17 protein-coding genes are annotated in these 24,306 nt (G+C 36.4%); 7 read left to right on the forward strand and 10 right to left on the reverse strand.

Annotated features, from left to right (window positions below; all coding sequences use genetic code 11):
* The 8 genes from KQI76_RS01080 to metE all read right to left on the reverse strand — a co-directional run bounded on the left by KQI76_RS01080 (window position 1) and on the right by metE (window position 10,688).
* Complete coding sequence (locus KQI76_RS01080) at window positions 1-879, reverse strand: carbohydrate ABC transporter permease (protein WP_216398455.1); 879 nt, start codon at window positions 877-879, stop codon at window positions 1-3.
* Window positions 880-969: 90 nt separating this feature from the next.
* Window positions 970-2,313 (reverse strand): ABC transporter substrate-binding protein, encoded by a 1,344-nt coding sequence (locus tag KQI76_RS01085; RefSeq protein WP_216398456.1) that lies wholly within the window; start codon window positions 2,311-2,313, stop codon window positions 970-972.
* A 370-nt stretch (window positions 2,314-2,683) separates the two neighbouring features.
* The gene (locus tag KQI76_RS01090) at window positions 2,684-3,265 is read right to left on the reverse strand and encodes a hypothetical protein (protein ID WP_216398457.1); all 582 of its coding nucleotides are present in this window, start codon (window positions 3,263-3,265) and stop codon (window positions 2,684-2,686) included.
* Window positions 3,266-3,311: 46 nt separating this feature from the next.
* A complete protein-coding gene (locus KQI76_RS01095) occupies window positions 3,312-4,313 on the reverse strand; it encodes a LacI family DNA-binding transcriptional regulator (RefSeq protein WP_216398529.1) in 1,002 nt (333 codons plus the stop codon).
* A 368-nt stretch (window positions 4,314-4,681) separates the two neighbouring features.
* Window positions 4,682-5,857, reverse strand: a complete 1,176-nt coding sequence (locus KQI76_RS01100; protein WP_216398458.1) for a glycoside hydrolase family 130 protein — start codon at window positions 5,855-5,857, stop codon at window positions 4,682-4,684.
* Window positions 5,844-7,022, reverse strand: coding sequence for an AGE family epimerase/isomerase (locus KQI76_RS01105; RefSeq protein WP_371817631.1), 1,179 nt, complete (start codon window positions 7,020-7,022; stop codon window positions 5,844-5,846). The genes KQI76_RS01100 and KQI76_RS01105 overlap by 14 nt, the downstream gene beginning before the upstream one ends.
* 529 nt (window positions 7,023-7,551) lie before the next feature.
* Window positions 7,552-8,415: a methylenetetrahydrofolate reductase [NAD(P)H] gene (gene metF, locus KQI76_RS01110; RefSeq protein WP_216398459.1), complete on the reverse strand. Its 864-nt coding sequence runs from the start codon at window positions 8,413-8,415 to the stop codon at window positions 7,552-7,554.
* Window positions 8,412-10,688 (reverse strand): 5-methyltetrahydropteroyltriglutamate--homocysteine S-methyltransferase, encoded by a 2,277-nt coding sequence (metE, locus tag KQI76_RS01115; RefSeq protein WP_216398460.1) that lies wholly within the window; start codon window positions 10,686-10,688, stop codon window positions 8,412-8,414. Before metE ends, metF begins: the two co-directional genes overlap by 4 nt.
* Before the next feature lie 262 nt (window positions 10,689-10,950).
* Here metE and KQI76_RS01120 point away from each other — a divergent pair, with 262 nt between their 5' ends.
* The 6 genes from KQI76_RS01120 (at window position 10,951) to KQI76_RS01145 (ending at window position 17,742) form a co-directional block, all read left to right on the forward strand.
* Window positions 10,951-11,871, forward strand: a complete 921-nt coding sequence (locus tag KQI76_RS01120; protein WP_216398461.1) for a LysR family transcriptional regulator — start codon at window positions 10,951-10,953, stop codon at window positions 11,869-11,871.
* 369 nt (window positions 11,872-12,240) lie between these two features.
* Complete coding sequence (locus KQI76_RS01125; RefSeq protein ID WP_216398462.1) at window positions 12,241-12,558, forward strand: PTS sugar transporter subunit IIB; 318 nt, start codon at window positions 12,241-12,243, stop codon at window positions 12,556-12,558.
* A gap of 36 nt (window positions 12,559-12,594) precedes the next feature.
* Window positions 12,595-13,878, forward strand: a complete 1,284-nt coding sequence (celB, locus tag KQI76_RS01130) for a PTS cellobiose transporter subunit IIC (protein WP_216398463.1) — start codon at window positions 12,595-12,597, stop codon at window positions 13,876-13,878.
* An 89-nt stretch (window positions 13,879-13,967) separates the two neighbouring features.
* Window positions 13,968-14,276, forward strand: a complete 309-nt coding sequence (locus KQI76_RS01135; RefSeq protein WP_216398464.1) for a PTS sugar transporter subunit IIA — start codon at window positions 13,968-13,970, stop codon at window positions 14,274-14,276.
* 14 nt (window positions 14,277-14,290) lie between these two features.
* Window positions 14,291-15,676, forward strand: a complete 1,386-nt coding sequence (locus KQI76_RS01140; RefSeq protein WP_216398465.1) for a glycoside hydrolase family 1 protein — start codon at window positions 14,291-14,293, stop codon at window positions 15,674-15,676.
* 119 nt (window positions 15,677-15,795) lie between these two features.
* A complete protein-coding gene (locus KQI76_RS01145; RefSeq protein WP_216398466.1) occupies window positions 15,796-17,742 on the forward strand; it encodes a BglG family transcription antiterminator in 1,947 nt (648 codons plus the stop codon).
* Window positions 17,743-18,131: 389 nt separating this feature from the next.
* Here the strand turns inward: KQI76_RS01145 and KQI76_RS01150 are convergent, their stop codons facing one another.
* Window positions 18,132-21,659 carry a glycosyl hydrolase gene (locus tag KQI76_RS01150; RefSeq protein WP_216398467.1) on the reverse strand — a complete coding sequence of 1,176 codons (3,528 nt, stop codon included), beginning with the start codon at window positions 21,657-21,659 and terminating at the stop codon, window positions 18,132-18,134.
* A 547-nt stretch (window positions 21,660-22,206) separates the two neighbouring features.
* Here KQI76_RS01150 and manA point away from each other — a divergent pair.
* Window positions 22,207-23,163, forward strand: coding sequence for a mannose-6-phosphate isomerase, class I (gene manA / locus KQI76_RS01155; protein ID WP_216398468.1), 957 nt, complete (start codon window positions 22,207-22,209; stop codon window positions 23,161-23,163).
* 241 nt (window positions 23,164-23,404) lie between these two features.
* Here the strand turns inward: manA and KQI76_RS01160 are convergent, their stop codons facing one another.
* On the reverse strand, window positions 23,405-24,103 hold the full coding sequence (locus KQI76_RS01160; RefSeq protein WP_216398469.1) for a Crp/Fnr family transcriptional regulator: 699 nt from the start codon (window positions 24,101-24,103) through the stop codon (window positions 23,405-23,407).
* Between the last annotated feature and the right edge of the window lie 203 nt (window positions 24,104-24,306).

A 24,306-nucleotide genomic window follows, 5' to 3' on the forward strand; every position in this document is an offset into this window, starting at 1 on the left:
TTAATCCCCTTCACCGAAAAATTTCCTTTGAATGCCTGTCACAATAACTACAATAAATAAGAGAACAACAGCCATTGCAGAACCTAGGCCAATCTTTCCGTATTTAAATGCAGTATCAACTGTTTGAATGACAAATGTCGCACTACCATTTGCGCCGCCTGTCATAATATAAGGAATTTCAAAGGCACTTAGCGCACCACTAACAGCCAGGATCAAATTTAACGAAATAATTATTTTAATACTTGGAAAGATGATGTGAATAAATTGTTGCCAACGATTTGCACCATCAATTTGAGCCGCTTCATATATTTCACCAGGAATTGATGAAATCGCTCCTAAGAAAATAATAAAGTTAAACCCCATATAACGCCAAACGGATACACCCGCTAAAGAATAATTTATTACTGCTGGATTTCCTAACCATTGTGTAATAAATCTTTCTAAACCAATTGCAGAAAGAAGTGTATCAAGTGTTCCATCAGGTCTAAAGAAGAACAAGAACATAAAGCCAATCGCTACACCATTTAAAAGGTATGGGAAAAAGATAACCCCTTTGAAAAAGTTTTTGAATTTTACATCAAAGGATAAAATGGTAGCAAAATATAGAGCGATTGCTAATTGAATAAATGTCGCAAAGAAATAATACAAACTAACACTGAAGACTCTAAAGTATTCCGGATTGGTAAAGATTGTTTTGTAATTATCTAATCCGACAAATTCCATTGCACTATAACCATTCCAGTTGGTAAAGCTGTACCAGATCATATTAATCACCGGCAAAAAGGCGAATACTCCCAATAAGCCCATTGGTACAATTAGAAAGGCAATGATGATTACTTTTTTCTGAGTTTCATAAGAAAGTTTTGATAAACTAAACAAGTGCTACACCTCCCTGTTTTTCTGTAAACATTAAACTCATTTGAGGAAAGTACAAGAAGTGTACTCTCCTCAATCATTACAATCGGGAAATTATTCAACGATTTTATTGTAGGCATCTTCCCAGGCGTTATTCCATCTTTCCATAATCTCATCAAAGGATTCTGCTCTATTTCCAATCGCTGCCTCAATTAAAATTTGTTTTTCATCTTCTAACCAAAGTCCTACTTCTGATTCTTTATCGATTTCATCAAGCAAGCCTAATTTGTCTTCAGGTGATGGTGTTAACATAACAAATTCCGCACCTGCCTCTTCGGCTTCTGTTAATTCTTCTGGAAGTTCAGCATCAACTGATGCACTAATTCCACCAGCTTGTTCAACTGAATAGCCAGATTCGTGAATAAAGTAATCAACCCAAGCAAAGGCAGCTTCTTTATTTTCACTAAATTTACTTACTGAAATATTCATATCCGCACCCATTGAGAATAAAGTACGTTCTGCATCTGATGGGAATGCCATAATCGCAATATCATCAGCATTTGGACCAGCATCTTGAATTTGTTCTAAAGCCCATGATCCTAGAACCATCGTGGCAATCTCACCATTATTCATCATCACTTTAGATGATTCCCAATCTGTTGTTAATGGATCTGATTCAATCAAGCCAGCTTCTGCCACATCATACATTAGTTTATAGTGTTCATAGTGTGGATCACCTGGATCAAATGGACGTGGATCATCTAAGATATCAACATTATAGTAATCCTCATTACCAGCTGTTGAAGTCACAGCACCTTCCCATTGAGCCAATGGCCATGCATCACCATAGTTTGTATATAAGGGGATAGCGTCTGTATTATCTTTTACTAATTGTAACGCTTCTAGAAATTCCGCTTGTGTAGTTGGTAATTCTTCTACACCAGCCTCTTCAAAAACAGCTTGATTGTAAATAACACCTGTGTAAGTTAAAGCAATTGGAATTCCATAAACCGTATCATTAACTGCACGTTCATCTACACCTAAATACTTACTTCCCATATCTTCTAAAGAACCCATTGGCTCAAAGAAATTCGGAATATCTTCAATTGGCAATTGGATCGGTAAGTATTGTACATCGCCGAAGTCCTGTGTATTAATACGGGGCATAATTTCTCCACCATAATCTGACAAGGCCTCAAAGCGTACATTTACATTTGGATATTTTTCCTCAAACTCTGCTTTATAATCTTCATATACGGTATCAACGATATCTGTTCGATGAGTGATAACAACTAAGTCTCCCTCAATCTCTTCAGGATCTAGCTCTTTCCATGCTTCATAAGCAGGAACATCATCTGTTGCATCTGTACCTTCTTGGCCAGTATCATCCGAACCACAAGCAGCCAATAATAGAAGTGCAAAAATACTTAGTAATAAAGTTATAAATTTTCTATTCATTACCTTAACACCCTTCCTTTATTTAAATGATTTAATTAGCCTAATTAAGTTACCGCTAAGCTAATAACTTAATTTTATATTGAAAACGGTTGCTAGTCAATAGTTTTTTTGAAATTCCTTATTTAATTGATCAAATAAAAAACATCTACATTAGCCCCCTTTTTTATATTTTGCCTCGTCTTTCATTTGCTATACAAAAGTAGATTTAAATAATTCCATATATTCAAAGCCGATATTTAGTTTTAATCCTATTTTCCTAGTTCAAGATTTCTCTCTTAAGAAGTTTTACTTTATGATTCATTAGATAAACACAAAAAAACCCTAAAGTTGATTGACTCACTTTAGGGCAGTACTTTCATTTTAACAATATTTATCCAAGTTTTTTCGGAAAAGCATAAACAACAATTGAACCATAGAGAACTGGAAATAAAACGACAAATAAGACAGCATTATAATAGGCCAAACCAATCATTACTCCATAAATACCAACAAGCGATAAAGTCAAGCTTGGGTTTTTTATCACACTGATAAAACCAATAGCAAATGCTTGCTTTATCGTGAAGTCCCCAAAGGCGATATAATAACTTGTATAACTGAGCGTCGTTAGTAATAAGAGGAGGAAATATGAAGCTAGACCAATGACAAGCCAACCCAAATCTTCTCTAATCCCGAAGAATATTAAAGTCGTTAGTAAGATCATACCAAGATTAACTAAAAAGGAACTTAATTTATGTTGCTGGAATTGCTGAAAATGCGTTCGATAAGTCTTTTTTATTGTCGTCTCATCATAATCAGGATTTTGCCTCATAAATTGGAGTGTTAAATATAAGGCAACTAAGGCCGGGATTAATGAATAAATAATGAGTCCCTTTAGCAAACCTAACCAAAAATTAAAGCTAACTAACAAATAGTGATAGAACTTGATCACAAGTTGGTAAACTTTATTCCCCAAATAATCACCTTCATTCTCGGAAAATAAAAGCTAAGAAAGATGGCGTTTACTCATCTTCTCTTAGCTCTTTAACAGAATCCCGTTTGATAATATTACCTTTTACAGACGTACGTCCATAGCGTTTATTCTTTCCTTGAACCTTCTGGACAATTAACCGGACAGCCTGTTTGACCATTTCGTCAATATCTACTTCAACTGTAGTAAGCTGTGGATTCGTTATCGTTGCATAGATATCATTATCAAAACCGATAACCGAAACGTCATCAGGAACTTGATAGCCTTCTTCATTTAATTTCTTCACTAATTCATGTGCAACTTGATCACAATTACAAACAAAAGCAGTCGGTAGGCGTTCAGGAAGTTGAATCTCAATAAATTTCCCTTTTTCATCTCGATCGTTAATGATATAATCTTGGTTTAATTCAATATGATGCTCCAATAAGGATTTATAATAACCTAAAAAGCGATCTTGAATACTACTTGTTGAATAAAGATTACCGACATAACCAATTTCGCGGTGCCCTTTATTCAACAAGTAATTTGTGATATTGTAAGCGCCATAAAAATTATCCGTAATCACCGAATCTATTTGATCATGTTCATCGTAAAAGTCTAAAAAGACGATTGGCATATCTATTTCTTTAACAACATTAATATAATCACTTTTCAATTGACCGAGAAAAATAAAACCATCGACTCTTTTTTCTTGGTAAATTCGCGGTAAATTTAAAGCTTCTTCATCTTCGCTCGACAATATATTCATAATGCCATAATAACCATAGTCCTCTAAAACCGTTGATATTTGCTGGTAGGCTCTAAAATAGAAAGATTGGGAGATACCACCTGAAAAACGTTCAGGCATAATAATTCCGATATTATAAGACATGCCGTTTTTCATTGATTTAGCTAATATATTATAGCGATAACCCATTTCGTCAGCTAATTCCTTGATCCTTTGTCTTAATTTATCACTAACTCCTTCTTTGTCATTTAAAGCTTTTGAAACCGTAACACTACTAACCCCTAATCTGTCAGCAATATCCTTCATCGTCACATTATCTTTTTTCACTATCGCACTTCCCATTCCTTAGCTCTTATTCAATGTCACTTTATATAAGAACCGAACCATTAAGTTATAACTTAACGGTTCGGTTAAACCAATGATACGAGTAACTTCATACTATCAAAAGAAGCTTAGTTTAGCAACAATCTTATTAAGAAAAATAGCGATCCATGTAAGTGATTTCAAGAAGTTTATAAAAGTTAAACTCACATAATAATCGTCATTCTACTTTTTCCGCAGTGTAACTGTCAGTAAGACTCCTGCTTCTATCATTCGAAGGAGACTTTGCACTATAAGTCGGAGATCAACTGACAGTTACGACCCGATTGGTTTCAAGGGCCTTTCTTAACTTATTACTTATTTAATAGGGCTTCATTTTGTTCAATCAACTGTTTTCTTTGTTTAGCAGTATCTAGTGATCTAAAGGGATCTGCAGGTGTATTAAACGTGTAGTCAACCAATTTATTAATCGTTGTTGTTGCAACATGACAACGGGTATCACTTGAAGCATAATATATGAATACCTCTCCTGCTTCATTAACAACTGCACCATTACAAAAGATAACATTTGATACATCACCAACACGCTCATCATCATATGGTGCGATAAAATGGCCACCAGGAGTAGCGATTACTTTTGTTGGATCTTCTAAATCCGTCGCCATTGTATAGAGTACATAACGCAAACCGTCTGCTGTATTACGAACTCCATGCGCAATATGAATCCAACCTTTATCTGTTTTAATTGGAGCAGGTCCTTGGCCATTCTTCGCTTCATAAACCGTATGATACTTTCTTTCATGAATGACTTTTTCTTCTTTAATCACTGGATTTTCAATATCTTCACAAATACCAAAGGCAATGCCACCACCACTACCTGTTGAAATAAAACCATCTTGCGGACGAGTGTAAAAGGCATATTTTCCATCAACAAATTCTGGATGTAAAACAACATTTCTTTGTTGGGGAGATGGGGTTGTAATATTAGGCAATCTCTCCCAAGTCTTCAAATCCCTTGTTCTAACTAATCCCGCTTGTGCTATCGCACTAGAAGTATCAGATGCAGGTGCATCAGGGTCTTTACTTTCTGAACAATAGATACCATAGATGTAACCATCCTCATGTTGAACAAGACGCATATCATAAATATTAGTTTCTGTCTCATCAATATCTTCCCAAGTTAAAGGTGTACCGATAAATCGGAAGTTATCAATCCCGTTATCACTCTCAGCAATAGCAAAAAACGACTTCCGATCTAAACCTTCTGTTCGAACGACTAGATAATATTTGCCATTTAAATAAATCGCACCTGGGTTAAAAGCCGAATTAATTCCTAACCGTTCCATAAAGTATGGGTTTGTCTCTTTATTTAAATCATACCGCCAATGAATTGGAATATGATGACGAGTAATCACCGGGTATTGATAACGATCATATACTCCATTATAAAATTGATTATCTTTTTTGTTTTTTCGTGATAAGAGTTCCTCTTGCTTCTCTAATTGTTCATAGTACTTATTGTGTATCATCTTTTTCCATCCTCTCAATTAATTCTAAAGCCATTCGGGCATTATGATATGATGCTTTCCATGGTTCAACTAAGTCACGTTTTGTCGGGCTACCATCTGGTTCAATTGACCAGTACCATTCTCCATTAGGACGCGGATCATGGATCGTTGTTTGAATATAATTCCACAGTCCTTGAACCCGATTAAGAAACTTAATATCACCTGTTCTTTGGTAGGCATTATAGAAACCAACAATAGCCTCTGCTTGAACCCACCATACTCGAGTTTTGTCTAATTCCCCATTTTCCTCTTCATTAATTAATGAACCGTCAGGCTGAATCGCGTATTCTGAAATATTATAAGAAATATCTCTAATCATCTTTTTATACGCTTCATTTTCAATCCCTAAAGTACGAATCGTATCATCCATTAACCAAGCTGCTTCGATATCATGACCAAATGATTTTAAATCGATTATTTTACTCCATTGCTTATCAAAAAATACACCTAAGAAATGTGTATCATGTTGATAAATTTTTTCATAGTGAACTTTTAACAAGGTGATTAATCGATCCTTCAATGCTTCATTCGGATAGGCTTTATATAAATTGGTATATGCTTCTAAAATGTGAATGTGGGTGTTCATTGTAATATCAGCTACCACACCATTTTCACTCAACATTTCATTTGGCACTTCAATCCATTCTCGATTAAATTCTTCTTTATAAGCTTGATTTTCTTGATCAAAGCCAATCGATTCGATTAAATCATATAATTCTAACGCTAATTCAAGCGCTTCTTCCTTCTGTGTTATCCGGTAATATTCACTTAATCCGTAAATAGCAAATGATTGTGCATAAATATGTTTTCTAGTATCTATAGGCTTACCTTGATAATCCAGCAACCAATAGATTCCTCTATGTTCCCGATCAATTAATTTATCTGTTAAAAACTGAAACACATGATCAGCCATTGCTAAATACTTTTCATCTTTTAAAATACGGTAGGCAGCAGAAAAGGTCCATAAAAATCTAGCAGTTACAATGCCACCTTTATCACCATACTTATCAATATTTAAATCAAAGTCTACCTTGCCATATAGACCACCGTTTTGTTCATCTTTAAGATTTAACCAAAAGGGTAAGATACGTTCAGTTAATTCTTGATACATGTCTTCTTTTAGCACGATATCCCTCCTTGTTTAATTAATCGATAACTTAATAAGTTAATTCTAATTAAATTAGGTTAACATGTCAATAGTAAGCGTATTCCTCATTATGATTAAAAGGCTTTCTTCAGTAATGAATCCCTTATTTTACTTAATAAAGGATTAACTTATTTCTTCATATCCTAGTTAACAAGTCTTTTATGTCTTTTTAACTAAAGCTCCAAACTAATAACCAGTATTTTCTGCCCCTTGTTCTTCAACCGCTAGTATTTCCTAAGCAAATAACTAAATACATAGCGATTGGTTAAAAGTAAGCTAATAACTCTCCAAAGGGGTTTTTGAAGGCTAATCACTAATCTTTAAGAGGTAAATCCAAAGCACAAAATGAAGGAAGATTTGTGCTAATGGCGATAACTTTAAGGAAGTTCATAGCCGTTAACAAGGCTAAACTCGGTTTTGAAATAAATAAAAAAGTGGTTCTAATTACGACTTCCATGTAATCAGAACCATTTTTCATGATCAGAGACTAGTTTTGTCCCAGCTTCTACTAGGCGACTAGCAATTTGTTAATCGCCTGATAAATACGATAAGCTATATCTGGCTTATTCATAGTATATAAGTGAATCCCATCTACACCTTGTGTAATCAGATCGACAATCTGGTCAATGGCATAAGCGATACCCGCTTCTCGCATTGCTATAGGGTTATCCTGGTATCTCTCCATCATCGTTAAAAATTTCTTAGGTAGATCAACACCACACAAGTCAACCATCCGCTCAATCTGTTTCTTATTGACTACTGGCATAATTCCTGCTTGAATAGGGGTATTAATGCCTGCAATCGTGGCACGTTCCCGGAAGGAATAAAAATAGTCATTATCAAAAAACAATTGTGTAATTAATTGATCAGTACCTGCATCTACTTTTGCTTTTAAATGTTGGATATCTTTGATAATTCCACCTGATTCAACATGCCCTTCCGGATAACACGCGCCAATAATATTAAAGTCGCCTTGTTCCTTAATAAATGCGATTAAATCACTCGCATATTTAAAGTCACCTTTTGCTGGTATATTCGGATTGATATCACCACGAAGGGCTAGGATATTTTTTATCCCTTGCTCTTCAAATTGGCTAAGTAAACCTAATACATCACTTTTAGATAAGTTAATCCCCGGTAAATGGGCGACACTCTCAATCCCATAGATATTCTTCACAGTTGAAGCAATTTCAACAGTTTTAGAACGTGCTCCCCCTCCAGTTGCACCATATGTTACACTAATAAAATCAGGCTCTAACTCCTTTAACTGGGCTACAGTATCATAAATCACATCTATCGATGCTGGTTGTTTGGGTGGAAATATCTCGAATGACAGAACCTTCTTTCCATCAAACAGAGTTGAGGTTTTCATTCAAATCCATCCTTTTTAACTTCCTCAACTGCCTTAACCATATTTTTCAAACTTTCGATCACTTCTTTATTGCCCCTAGTCTTTAAACCACAGTCGGGATTTACCCATACTTTTTCACGTGGCATTTTGGCTAATATTTGTGTCAATACTGCTTTAATCTCTGAAACACTAGGAATTCTTGGAGAATGAATATCATAGACACCTGGACCAACCTGTGTTTTAAATTGATTCTCCCGTAAAACATCAACAATAGAAAGATCTGAACGCGAGGCTTCAAAGGTGATTACATCTGCATCCATTTGATCAATATCCTTAATGATATCTGAGAACTCACTGTAACACATATGTGTATGAATTTGTGTCTCAGGTTTTACACCACTATGGACAAGGCGAAAGGCTGGAATTGCCCAATCGAGGTATTCACTATACCAATCACTTTTTCTGAGTGGTAATTTCTCTCGAAGTGCAGCTTCATCAACTTGAATATGATTGATCCCATTTTTCTCTAGATCAAGCACTTCTTCTCTGATCGCTAACGCTATTTGTAGTACACAATCTTTTAAAGGAATATCCTCTCTCGGGAATGACCAATTAAGTATTGTGATTGGACCCGTTAACATTCCTTTCAATGGTTTGTTTGTTAGCGATTGTGCATATGTTGAATAATCAACAGTCATTGCATCTATCCGACTAACATCTCCCCAAATGATCGGGGGTTTAACACAGCGCGTTCCATAAGATTGGACCCAGGCATTTTGAGTGAAAATAAACCCAGCCAAATGTTCTCCAAAATACTCAACCATGTCATTACGCTCAAACTCACCATGAACTAAAATATCCAAACCAATCTCTTCTTGCAATGCAATACATTCAGCAATTTTCTTTTTATTAAATGCAGTATATTGTTCAAGTGAGATTTCACCTTTTTTATATTGTGCACGATTCTTTTTGACATCGGCCGTCTGTGGAAATGAACCAATTGTCGTCGTCGGTAAAAGTGGCAAATTATACTTTTCCCTTTGGATACGTTCACGTTCAGCAAATACAGGTTGTCTTTGGAAATCTGCTTCAGTGAGTGATTTGACTTTAGCTTGAACCGCTTGGTTTTGAAATTGATCACGACGATCAAATATCTCTTGGTTTTCTTTAAATTGATCCGTTTCAAAGTAGTTTTCTACCTTTGTGATATCCACCAATTCAACCAATTCATTTAATTTCTCCTCGGCAAAAGAAAAATATAGTTTTTGTCTATCTGTTATTTGTTGTTCATTTTTTAGTGTATAAGGTACATGAAGCAAGGAACAGGATGTACTTAAAACAAATGATTGGCAATGGCTTTTTAATTGATCAAGCACTGGTAACGTTACGCTATAATCATTGCGCCAAATATTCTTCCCATTAACAACTCCCGCAAACAATGTCTTATCCTTTGGAAAGCCAAAGTTATTAAGCAATGTTAAGTTTTGTTTACCTTCAACAAAGTCAAGACCTATCCCATCAAATGCTAAGTCAATCACTTGTTGATAAATATCCCGAATATCACCAAAATAAGTTTGCAAAAGTACTTTTACTTGTCCTTTTTGGTCGAGTATATTTTGGTATAGTTGCACAAACAGCGCCCGATCTTCTTCTGTCAAATCTGTTACCAAAGCCGGTTCATCAAATTGTACCCATTCTGCACTTAACTCTTGGAAGCGCGTTAAGATCTGGGCATAGGCCTTAGTTATAGCCTCAATAAAATCCTCGGCTTTTTTCTCACCAGTGTATTTAGCCAATTTCAGAAAAGTAAATGGTCCAATAATAACGGGCTTAGTGATCACGCCCTCTTGTTTTCCTTCATCAAACTCCTTGAATGGTTTTTCTCCCACTAGCAATAATTCGGTTTCATCCTCAAATTCAGGGACAATATAATGATAATTTGTATTAAACCACTTTTTCATCGCTAACGCTTTTACATCACCTTGCTCACCTTGATAGCCACGTGCCATCGCAAAATACTCCGCGCTCTCTTCCAATCCCAATGCTTTATAACGTTTTGGGATTACATTTAATAAGACCGCCGTATCAAGAACATTATCATATAAGGAAAAATCATTTGATGAGATAAAGTCAATCCCAGCACTTTGTTGTTTATCCCAATGATCTTTTCTCAACTGTTTTGCTGCTTTTTGTAATTCCTTTTCAGTCAAATCACCATTAAAATATTTCTCTGTAGCAAATTTTAATTCGCGTAATGCTCCCACACGTGGGTAGCCAATCACCGCCGTCTTCATTCCTCGTTCCCCCTCATTCATTGATTAGGATGATTCTACCATACTCATTTCCGATTAATGTAATGCCTCTTTCTTATCTCTAGCAATAGTTTTTAACTATGGACCATTTTCTGAAACTTTTGATAATCAAATACACTTTTTAAAAGACAAGGACTTATTTAGGTGATCTGTTAGAAATAGTAGACAGAATATTCGCATTTTATCCTTGATTATTCTCCTAACGAAATGTACAATCATGATAATTAAAGGGAGGAGAAAGCAGATGACACTTCAACAGCTTAAATACATTATCAAGATTGTCGAATGTGGTTCGATTTCTAAAGCAGCTCGAGAGCTTTTCATCACACAGCCAAGTCTGTCTACCGCTGTTAAAGAACTTGAAAATACTTTGGGATTTGAAATTTTCCTAAGGACTAGTAAAGGGATTGAACTTACAGTTGATGGTTCTGAATTTTTATCATATGCCAGACAAATCATTGAACAGACAGAACTGATGGAACAACGCTATTTAAATAAAAAGCCTGCAAAACCATTATGTTCCGTTTCTACTCAACATTATGCCTTTGCTGTGAATGCTTTCGTCGAGCTTCTTTCTGATTTAGCTGTTGATGAATATGAATTTACCCTTCGCGAAACAAGAACCTATGAAATCATTGAGGATGTTCGAAATCTACGAAGTGAGATTGGTATTTTATATTTTAGTGATTTCAATCGGAAGGTTTTGGAGAAAATCTTAAAGGAAAATCACCTAATCTTTAACCCACTTTTTCAAGCAGAACCACATGTTTTTATAAGTTCACATCACCCCCTTGCCGATAAGAAGGCTGTTGAATTAGAGGATTTACAAGATTACCCTTTTCTTTCCTTTGAACAAGGAGAATACAATTCGTTCTATTTTTCCGAGGAAATACTAAATACCTTTTATCACAAAAAGAACATTCGCGTTAGTGACCGCGCAACTTTATTCAATTTACTCATTGGACTTAATGGGTTTACAATTTCTAGCGGTGTACTCAATAGCGATCTGAGTGAGGAGCAAATTATATCCGTTCCCCTTTTGACAGATGAAAAAATGCTTGTTGGTTGGATCACAAATGAAAAGTCCCTTCTTAGTGCAACAGCGATTAAATATATTAAAAAACTAAAACAAGTTATTGAGGATTATGGTTATACAGTTTACTAATCTTTTAAACTCATTGTAAAGATGCTGCTTCCAAAAAGGATAGAGCATCTTTTTTTATCGATAGATACGATAAAGTGAAACGCCGATCAGTGGGGGATGGGCCTAAAGGACCTAGGTCAATCAAAGGAAATGGCGGCTTTAGTCTGCCTTCCCCTCTTCCTCATCAAATATTAAATGAAGAAATCGGGCCTTTACTAGCATATGAGCCGGCATATTATCCAAGCGCCTGCCAGGATGCTTAAAGTTGAGATCCTAGAATGTTAATCATTTCCGTTATGATAACGGAAAAACAACAAGTGGTAATGAAAGCGTTTCTAAAATAGAATTAAAACTGTAAAGAAATAAAATATTCTAAATGGAGGTAATCAAATGAAGAGGATTTTATTAGCTTGTTCATCAGGTATGTCAACAAGTCTGCTTGTTTCAAAAATGGAAGAAGAAGCAAAAGCTCGTGGTCTTGATGTTGAAATTTGGGCAGTTGCACAAGACAAGGCGCCCGAGGACATGCAGCGTGCAGACGTACTGTTGATCGGTCCCCAAATGCGTTTTATGAAAAAGAAATTCTCTGTAGTGGCTGAAAAAGTCGGCATTCCACTAGATGTTATCGACCCTGTCTCATACGGGCGTATTGATGGCAAAGCCGTTCTTGATCTGGCACTTAATTTAATTGATGGTAAGGAACAGTAATTTTTTATGAGTGACTAAAAAAAGGAGGATTTTCTCATGAATAATCGTTTTATGGATAAGCTCGAAAATGTGCTTATGCCAGTGGCTGATAAATTAAATAATAACCGTTATTTAACAGCCTTACGTAATGGCTTTATGGTTGCCCTGCCCTTAATTATTTTTGGTTCTATATTCGTTGTTATTGCCAATCTGCCATTTATTGACAACTGGATTGGTGAAGAAGCCTATGCAACATTTCAAGATGCCTTAGGACCTGCTTCTGCTGCAACCTTGAGTATTATGGGACTCTTTGTTATTTTAGGTATTGGTTATAAAATGGTTGAGCAACGAGGCGGAGAATCCATTTATGGCGCTGTTGTTGCACTAGCTGCTTTTCTAGTTTTAACACCACAAGTATTAGATGAAACAACAGGTGTTATCCCAACTTCAGCGCTTGGAGCAGAAGGTTTATTCTTAGGGATATTCACTGCCTTTATCGCTGCTGAATTATATCAATACTTTGTTAACAAAAAATTAACGATTAAGATGCCAGCAGGTGTACCAGGATCTGTAGCCCGTTCATTTAGTGCATTAATTCCAATTGCATTAACCCTAACTATTTTCTTGGCTATTCGAATTATTTTTAGCTATACGCCTTTTGAAACGGTACAGAACTTTATTTATACCATTATACAAGAACCGTTAACAGCATTAGGTAGTGGTTTACCAGCCACACTTATCGCTATATTACTCATTCAAATCTTTTGGTTCTTTGGTTTGCACGGTCAAATCATTATCAACTCAGTTCTCGATCCAATTTGGTATTCATTAAATGATCAAAACTACCAAGCTTTTCAAGCTGGAGAAGAATTGCCTAATATCGTGACAAAGCAATTTATTGATACCTTTATCGTTGGAATTGGTGGCTCAGGTATGACACTCGCTGTGTTAATTGCTATTTTTGCTATTGCTAAGAGTAGACAAATGCGTGAAATTGGTAAATTAGGAATTGGATCCGGTGTCTTTAACGTAAATGAACCGGTTATCTTCGGATTACCAATTATCATGAACCCGCTTGTCATTATTCCTTGGTTATTAGCACCGGTCGTTGTTGGCGCTGTTACCTATTTTGCCATGTCGATTGGATTTGCACCTAAGCCAGCCGGGGTAATCGTCCCATGGACCACCCCAGCAATATTAAGTGGTTATCTAGCAACAGGAAATGATATTATGGGATCTGTCATGCAACTTATTAACATGGCTATCGTCTTTATCATTTGGTTACCATTCCTTAAGATCATGGATAAACAATATTACGAAAATGAAGTAAAAGCAAAATAGAGATATAGTGAGATTATTATTTGTTGGGGGGTTATTTACCTCCCCATCTATTCTTAATTTCAGATAACAGACCGCCTAAGGAGGACAATATGGATCAATCGATTACTGAAATCGCATTTCAAATTATTTTATATGCTGGAAACGGGAAGTCAAGTGCTATGGAGGCGATTCAAGAAGCTAAAGAAGGTAATTTCGAAGCAGCCGATGAAAAAATTAAAGAAGCTAATATAGAATTAGGAAAAGCACATAAATACCAAACAAAGTTACTCCAAGAAGAAGCCCAAGGAAACGGGAAAACAATCAGTGTAATATTGATTCACTCACAGGATCATTTGATGACTTCAATGACCGTTCGAGACCTAGCTATTGAAATCATTGAAATTTATCGGACAAGATAAGGGGGATGCCAAGCATGACTTTAGATTTTCAATTTCCTAAGGACTTTTGGTGGGGGAGTGCCGCTTCCGCAACCCAAACAGAAGGATCTGCTAACGGGAAAAAAGGGAAGGATATTTGGGATCATTGGTATAAAACTGAACCGAATCGTTTTTTTGATGGAGTAGGCCCTGACCTAACATCTGACTTTTTCAATCGGTACCAAGAGGATATTCGTAATATGAAAGCAATTGGACACAATAGTTTTCGACTATCCATTTCATGGTCACGACTCATTCCTGGCGGTGTCGGTGAAGTGAATTCAGAAGCAGTTACTTTTTATAATCAAGTCATTGATGAACTACTTGCTAATGACATTGAACCCTTCGTGAATTTATTCCATTTTGACATGCCCCTAGAATTACAGACAATCGGTGGCTGGGAAAACAGAGAAGTGATCGATGCTTACACAAATTATGCTAAAATAGCTTTTAAACTCTTTGGTGATCGAGTTAAGAAGTGGTTTACTTTTAATGAACCGATTGTTCCGGTAGAAGGCGGATATCTTTATGATTTCCACTATCCGAATATCATTAATTTTAGAAAGGCGATTCAAGTTGCTTACCACACAATGGTTGCGCACGCCAAAGTTGTCAAAGCGTATCATGAAGATCAAGATGGGAAAATTGGAATCATCCTCAACTTAACCCCTTCATATCCGCGTAGTCAGCATCCAGCTGATCTTAAAGCATCACATATTTGTGATTTACTTTTTAACCGAAGCTTTCTTGATCCAGCTGTAAAAGGGGAATATCCTGAGGATTTGATTAAATTATTAGGTGAACACGATCATCTGCCAATCATAGAATCAGGTGATCTTGAACTGATCAAAGCAAATAAAATCGACCTCCTAGGTATTAATTATTATCAACCAAGACGTGTTAAGGCAAAGGATAACCTGCCAAATCCAAACAGTCCCTTTATGCCCGATTGGTTCTTCGATAACTATGAAATGCCCGGACGTAAAATGAATCCATATCGTGGATGGGAGATTTACGAAAAGGGAATTTATGATATTATGATTAACTTAAAAGAAAATTATGATAATATTGAATCATTTATTTCTGAAAATGGCATGGGTGTTCAAGATGAAGAACGCTTTTTAAAAAATGGTAGAATTGAAGATGACTATCGAATCGATTTCATCAAAGGTCATCTAAAATGGTTACACAAGGCAATCGAGGAGAATTGTAATGTAAGAGGTTATCATCTTTGGACATTCATGGATAACTGGTCATGGATGAATGCCTATAAAAATCGCTATGGTTTCTATTCAGTCAACATTGAAACGCAAGAACGAACAGCAAAAAAGAGTGCCAGTTGGTTTGCTGAAGTTGCCAAACAGCATGGTTTTAACGATTAACACGGTCGATTGGAAGCGTAGCGATGAAAATCCGCTACGCTTTTAAGCTTAATTACAACTTCCTAGCATATATTAATTGTAGCAAACAGGAATAGCAGTTATTAGAAGGGGATGATAACTTGAACTCCCGGATTTTTGAAATCTTACGTGAACTCATGGCATGGGATAAACCGGTGACTAGTAAGCATATCGCGCAAATCCTCGGGGTTACTTCACGGACCATTCGAGATGATATAAAAATACTCGACCATACATTGCGCCCCCACGGTGCGAAGGTAAGGTCTATCCGCGGGACAGGCTTTGAACTGATCATCGATGATGATAAACAATTTAGGAATTATTTAAATCAATTTTTTAAAAAGGAAATTAACGAAGAAACTTTACCTAATTCACCTGATGAACGGGTCAAGTATCTTGTTAAACGTTTTTTACTTGCTGAGGATTACTTAAAGCTTGATGACCTTTGTAACGAGATGCATATTAGCAAATCAACGATCCAAAGCGATTTGCGTTCTGTCAAAAGGATCCTAAATAAATATGATATCCTGCTTCAACAAAAACCTAATTACGGCTTAAAAACAATTGGCGAAGAGGTTAAGCTACGTTTTGCTATGTCTGAACATATTTTTGATCGTAGCGAATCAGCTTCCAAGGCCATTTGGCAGGATCAGCTTGCGCAAATTACTGGAACAAGCGAAGAACAGTTAGATAAAATCTGGTCTATCATTCTTAAAGAGATTAAAGATCATAAAATTTCTCTAGCTGATCTTGCAATTAATAATCTATTCATTCATATCATCATTGCTTATAAACGCATTAAAGATGGTCACTATGTCTCAATTTTTAATCAAGAATTAAATGAAATAAAGATACAAAAGGAGTATCAAGTTGCCCAAAATATTGTACTTGCAACTGAAAAAATATTGGACGTCCAATTTCCAGCAGAAGAGATCGCTTATATTACTATTCATTTATTAGGAACAAAAATGGTTAGTCAGACAAATATAAGTGAAGCCGACTTGGAGAATATTTTAGATAAGCAAATCCAATCCTTAACGATAAAAATATTAGATTTAATCGAAACGAAAATGAGCTTAAATATTCGTCACGATCAGGAGCTCGTCATCGGCCTTGGTCTACATCTGAAACCAGCGATCAATCGTTATAAATATGGAATGAATCTCAGAAACCCAATGCTTAATGATATTAAGCTAAATTACCCACTTGCATTTGAAGCAGCCGTTATTGCTGGATTAGTCTTAGAAAATGAAATGAATGTTTCAATCGATGAAAATGAAATCGGCTACATCGCTCTCCATATTGGAGCAGCTATCGAAAGGACGAAAATTAAATCTCGACCAAAGCGCTGTTATATTGTTTGTGCTTCCGGGCTTGGGAGTGCCCATCTCATTAAATATAAACTTAAATCCGTCTTTAATTCACGGATTGAAGTGCTGGGAACAACTGAATATTATAAATTACAGCAGATTCCTTTCGATAAAACAGATTTTATCGTGAGCTCTGTCCCTATTTATGAAGATATTGCGGTGCCAGTTATTGAAGTCAATGCCATTTTATCTGATAAAGATATCGATAAAATCGAGGCCCACCTCGATGAAAAAAGAGACAGCATTTTAGACTATATTAATAAAGATTTAGTTTTTCTAAATCAAAGTTTTCAAACAAAGGATTCCGTCCTTACCTTTTTAGTTGATCAAATCCGTCTGAGAATGGATTTACCAGACAACTATTTAAACTTAATTCATGAACGAGAAGAAGTTGCGCCAACCGCTTATGGGAATTTAATCGCGATACCACATCCAATTACAGCACAAGCTAAGCAAACCTTTTTAACGATCTGCACATTACAGAAACCCATTATTTGGGCTGATAAGCAGGTTCAATTTGTTTGTTTACTAAATGTTGAAAAGGATGGCCATGAGGATTTGGAGAATATGTACAAGGCACTAATAAGAATCGTTGAAAATCCAACTGTCATTCAACAACTTATTCAGGCAAAAGATTATCGGCATTTTATCAATCTTCTTTTACTACTCGAATCATAAGTTTACATTCAATCCTAAACAAAAGCGGGTCTTCAATCAGTGGGAGTGAGTATTAAATGATCTAGGCACGCAAGTATTTTAGGTGGATAGCACAGGCCTTTCAATTGTGCCTTCCACCATTTACACAATTTCCTTCAAAGATAATGTTTGGATTTTGAATGTCAAGTAAGTTTCTAATGTTATTTGAAGTAGACAAGTGATTTCCCTTCTGGAATATGGTTTGATGCCTGCTATTCTACAGGTAAATTCACTTGTTTTTATTATGAAATCAAATGACGCTAGTGAATTTCAATCACATTTCCCATCCAAGGAGAAATGTGTTTTTTCTTCACCAACGTCATATATTGTACAGCCCCCAACACTTGCTGGGGATTTTTCATTTAAATTATTTATCTACTTTTTCGCTTATAGCTATAAAAGGTCAATCCAGCTCCAGCAATTAAAATTAAGATACCAGTCAACAAATAATTATACATGGATGTAGCTGTTGATGGCAAAGCAGCCCCGTCTTGATCAGATTCAGTCTCTGTCTTATTATCTAAATCATTGCCATCCCTATCATTAGTAGATGATTCTTCACCTTCTCCCTTCTCTCCCTTGGGAAATTCCGCTGAATCATCTTCTAGTTCACTAACCTCTGCCTCAAGTGCTTCAATTCGAGCAAGAAGTTCTGCAAGTAAAGATGAAAGTTCTTCATCATTTAAGTCAAGTGATTCCACTTTAGCTTGAAGATCAGCCAAAAGTTGCTTCAAGTCAGAAACATCTGCCCCCAGAGCTTCTAATTCATCTAGACGTTTTGTCAGCTCTCCAATTTGCTTTTCCAACTCTTTAATAATATCTTCTTCTGGTACTTCAGGATCGACTGGTTCTTCCGAATCCTCACCAGCAATTAATTCATCTAAATCATTGACAATTTGAATGTTATCAACGAGAACCTTAGCATTTCCTTCGAGTTCCTCACCTAAGAACTCAATTCCTATTTCTTGAACTTGATCTCGATCATCAATCTCTGAAATATCAAAGATCATTTCTTTATAACCATCAGCATCCAATTCAATTTCACCCGAATCAGACCAAGCCCAACTACTTCCTACTTTAATAAATAATTTTGCAGCTAATGGTTTCATAGTCATCAGGCGGGCAACAATATAATTATAGTCACTCAAATCATAGCCCGATGTCTTTTTGACCTCTGTATTTCCACCTGGTAAAACATCAACCCGCAAATGTCCCTTTTCAAGAGATACACCAGGTCCATCCCAGCCAGCTAAATCCGTTTCAAAATCAAAAACAATCGGCTCCACTGACTCGGCTTCATCAGGATACGGAACTTCGGGAGCACCTTCAATTTCAACTGCCCGAATCTCATCAAAGTACAACGTTCCTTCACCTAAAGAATCTCCACCCATGTAGAGGGCAAAACTTGCTACCTTTTGAATTCGGTTCGTATCAATAATCGCATCTTGATTACCTTCCCAGTGCGCTGGGGAAAAGTCGGAAAATGGAATTTCGACGATTCCTTCATATGGTTCATCCAATTCGATTTCAGCTTCAAACGCGACACCACCGATATTGATCTGTAATGTCAAATGCTGGTCTTCATGCCCTTCGTTTCGCATCCAGAAGGAGACACCATTTTTTCCAGTCCAATCAAGACCCCCTAATGAAATCTCACGACCTGCATAGCCTTGATCTGCAAGCGTATAATTATATTGCAAACCATAATCACCTGTAAACTTATATTCTGATGATAAGGATAAGCGAATCGGATCTCCATTGGACCCATAAGCCCGATTAAGTAAAGTATCATCACCCATATAGCCTTCAAAATCATCAACTAAAAATGGATCAACCGGGGCTTCTAGATAACTATTTTCCAAACGGATGTTATCGATATAGATTGGCTCTGACATATCCAATTGATCCCCAACTAATGAGAGCGCAAATCCTTTTGTCCCTTCTAAAATTGGGAAGGAAATTGATTCACGATAAACATAGTATTCAACTCCATCAATTGTCTCGGTTACTAAATCCGCCAATTGAACTTCCGCCTCGTATTTCGTATCCCAATCATCTGGTAATTGTACAATTGTCTTTAAGTCACCAGTACCAAGACTGACTGGTAAATAAGCATCATATGAAAGTTGGTTCACAGACTGGATATTAAAATCCTCTAAATCGATTAATTGTAATTTTAATTCTTGCCAAGTTTCTTGCTGCGGCATACCCTCAACATCTAATGCTAATACTCCTCGTCCATCAAGGACCTGATGAGACAAGGTTAGACTAACCCCATCTTCTGGCCAGCTTCCATTGTTCTGAATGCCATCAATATCATGATCAAATGTCCATTCCTTAACAATTAAATTAGCTAAATAAATATAATAACGATGGGTCTCTTCATTAATTAATTCATCATTTTCATAATAACGAACCGTTATATCGACAGCTGATTCATTATAGTCAGCTGATGGACTCCAATTCGCTTGATAATACCGACCAACAAGTTCCATCTCAACTTCCTCACCACCAGCAATACTATATGTTACACGCGGTTCATTACCATTTACTACACGAGCTTTTAACTCAAGTGGATTTGAAACAATCGAATCACCATTTGTAGGTGAAACAACGTACATGAATGGATCATGCGACTCAGTTTCATAACTACCTTGTCCATAATCAACGGCCAATGCATCAGCAAAAATAGTTCGGTCATCCTGATAGAATTTCGTAAAATTAGCTAATAAATGATGGTCACCACCAAGATCATCATTTACATCTTTATATGGAACATAGACATTATTCGGAAATCCGAAGTTTGCCCATGTTAACATATAAGCCGTTTTAGCCGCCGATGGGTAATCTGGATGATTAAGAATTCCATCGAGAACGGTCGTCCACCATTCTGAATGATTATCTACCTCATTCATCCCCTCAGCACTATAACCAAATTCAGTGAGTGCAGAAATTTTACCACGCGCTTCTGCTTCATCAGCTAACATGGCCAAATCTGCAGCCAGACCATTAATCCATGTCTGGGATCCGGCATTATTCTTTTGATCATAGTTATCAATCCCTAAAATATCAACATAATCATCACCTGGATAGGTAGCAAAGTAACGATCACGGTCACCCGCTGGTCCCGCTCCTGGTGAAAAGCCAATTAAAAAGTTATCATTACCATGTTCATGTAGGTACTCAACGGTATAACGGAAAATGGCCTTATACTGTTCTGGACTTGTCGTTGTAGCCCCCCACCAAAACCAGCCACCTGTTTGTTCGTGAAAAGGGCGAAATATAATCGGAATCGCCTGACCATCATCATCGACAAGCAGATAGGATAAGTCAACAATGTTATCTAGCCAAGCCTTGTATGCATCGTGCTTACTACCTCCTGGTAAGATTTCACGCACAACATCACCAGAAGTATCGTTGTAATTCCCTCCAGTAACAAAGTTGTTTGGATGCATACTTAAAGTAACGATTCCACCCAGCTTATGGGCCATCTTCATCGATTCTGCTAAGTTCTCAGTACGTTCCTTTTGAGAGAGTGGAACATCATCAATTGCATTTCCTGGTCGTTCACGTCCATCTAAGCTATTTGTGTCCCAACCAAAGATAGCTGGGTAATCCCCCACGGCATTGAAGACATCGGATTCAGTTGATCCAACCCGATTCCCATCAGCTAGTATGGTTAATCCTTCATCCGTAGCATGTTGTTGACCAAATAATATTTCTTCTTCACTAAGGTTTTTTAAATAATAAAATAAGTCTTTTGTGTATTGTGATGCGTTAGGGTTTGACAAGTTTAATTTTCTTCCTTCATCAGCGAACACAAGATCCTGACCTGAAAAAAGATTGACAAATAAGATCAATACAACCGATAAGAACAATCGCCTTTTAATATTTTTCATAAGCTCCTCCTTTTTCTTCTTCCAATTGAAAGCGCTATCGGTTTCCATTATAATAATTTACTTAAATAATATCAATAATAAACTTATTTATATTTATTCTATTACTTAATTTAAATTTATTTTTCACCTATTTTAAAAAAGGAGATGTAGATCCTTATCGTAAACACTTATTAATACTATTAAGTCATCGCCTTTTATCTAATTTATCGATAACCATATCTTATCTGAAGAATAGTTTTTAAAAATATTGCTTACAGGGTTTAGTCCTGCTACAATTTAATTAGCAAATCTCTTTTTATAAGGAAACATACTTAATTGATTCAGTCACAAGCAATAACGGGGATGCTAATTAATAATCATCCAAGCCAATTTAGGAAGGATAAATAAAGAAGCAAAATAACCCCCAATGAAGAAAGATTCCTTTCTTTGTTGCCATTTAGGGTTACACCAATCACTTTGATGTAAATCTCAAAGTAGGAAACCCTAGCTAAATCCCGACAGGGTGGGAATAATTCAATATCTTTCAAAAAAATAGGAGGACTGCAATATGTATGACGAACCGATTTTCCTAAAACCGGTCTTTCAAGAACGGATTTGGGGCGGCACTAAATTAAACACATTATTTAACTATGAGATTCCAAATGACAAAACAGGTGAAGCTTGGGTCATTTCTGCACATGAGAACGGACCAAGTCAAATCACTAACGGTGAATTAGCGGGACAAACGCTTAAAGATGCTTGGGAAGGTCATCCTGAACTTTTTAATAAAGCTGTCGACAATCATGACGCCTACCCACTCCTCGTTAAAATTTTAGATGCTGCTGATGATTTATCTGTGCAAGTTCATCCAAATGACCAATACGCACAAGAGGTTGAAAATGAACCCTATGGTAAAACTGAATGTTGGTATGTTCTACAAGCTGAAGAAGGAGCGGAAATTGTCTTCGGTCATCATGCACAATCACAAGAACAATTTGCCGAAATGGCAAAGGCTGGGGATTGGGATCGATTACTTCGCCGTATCCCAGTTAAAGCTGGGGATTTTATCTATGTACCTAGTGGAACAATTCATGCTATCGGCGCTGGCATCGTTATTTTAGAAACGCAACAAAGCTCTGACATTACCTACCGTGTTTATGACTATGATCGTACTGACGATCAAGGAAACACACGTGAACTACACTTGGATTCATCTATTGAAGTGACTAGAGCACCACATCGAACTCCAGACATTAAACAATCCCTAACAAAGCAGGATGGGTTAACAGTGAAAAAACTCGTTGAAGAACAGTACTTTACCGTTTATCATTGGGATTTAGCTGGGGAATGTAGTCAAACACGTGATGCTGACTTTATTCAATTAAGTGTTATTGATGGAGAAGCTGAGTTAACAACAAACAACAAAACATTTACCCTTAAAAAAGGGAATCACTTTATCATACCGGCGACAGTTGATCACTATCATTTAGTTGGTCATGCTGAATTTATCGTTTCACATCCTTAAAGTACTAGCCCAAATCATTTTAAAAAAAGGGTTCTGTTTACATGATTTTGTAGACAGAACCCTTTTCTGTAATCGTTTTCACTACATACTTATTTATCCCGCTGTAACCGTCCTTAAATCCCTACCCTCAAAACCTCAAATCTTTTGAGAAAGTTCAGGTGGAGGATGAAGAAAAAGCCCACTGATTGAGATTTCATCTTATCGATCTTAACTTTACCCTTCATTCCATTCGAATTTTAACTTAAACATCAATTAGTAATTTGTCAATATCATGAATGATAATTTTCTTATGACCCTTTTGTGTTAAATAACCTTCTTTCTCAAAGCTAGAGAGTGTTCGACTAATCGTTTCAGGGGTTGTTCCCAAATAGGTTGCCAAATCCTTTCTAGACATCGGAAGATTAACCTCTGCTTTTGATTCAATAGATGGCATTAATTCAGCCAAAAAATGAGCCAACCGAACTTGTACCTTTTCTGTCGCAAAGCGCGTTGTTTGTTGTTCTGCCTTTTCCAATCGTGTAGCCAATTCATTTAGGATATGAATCGATATCATCGGATAACGTTCAAGCAACGGTTGTAAATCCAACCGAGAGATTCGGCAAATTTGAGCAGATTCAATGACTTCAGCATAGGACTCATGCTCACCTTCCCGAAACAATGCCAATTCACCCGTGAAGTCTCCTGGCAATAGTAAGCGCACCAATTGTTCCCTTCCTGTTTCTGATAACCGATAGACTCTGACTTTCCCTGTGTGCACGACATATAATGCATCTGATCGATCACCCGCATGAAATAAGTGCTCACCTACTTGATAACTAGTTGAATGGACAACATTCATTACCTCTTTGATTTGTTCACTTTCCAAATGATTAAAAATAGGAACCAATTGAACACAAGCCTGCATCGGATGGCAATTCGCTCCATGACCTTGTTCCGACATTAAATCCCTCCTCGGATCATATATTTCACTTTTACAAATGACTTGGATTCTTTTTTTAAAAAAGTATCTTTATTTTATGAATAGTCCCCCTCTATTATATCGAATAATTTGTGAACAATAATTGATAAGGATCAAGTTTCGTGACATTTCTGTTATACTTTGATAAATTACTGCAAAGTTAATTATCTGAATAGTTAAAATAT

Origin of the sequence: Amphibacillus sp. MSJ-3 (assembly GCF_018919165.1) — a bacterium.
In the GTDB taxonomy this organism is placed as follows: Bacteria; Bacillota; Bacilli; order Bacillales; family Amphibacillaceae; genus Amphibacillus.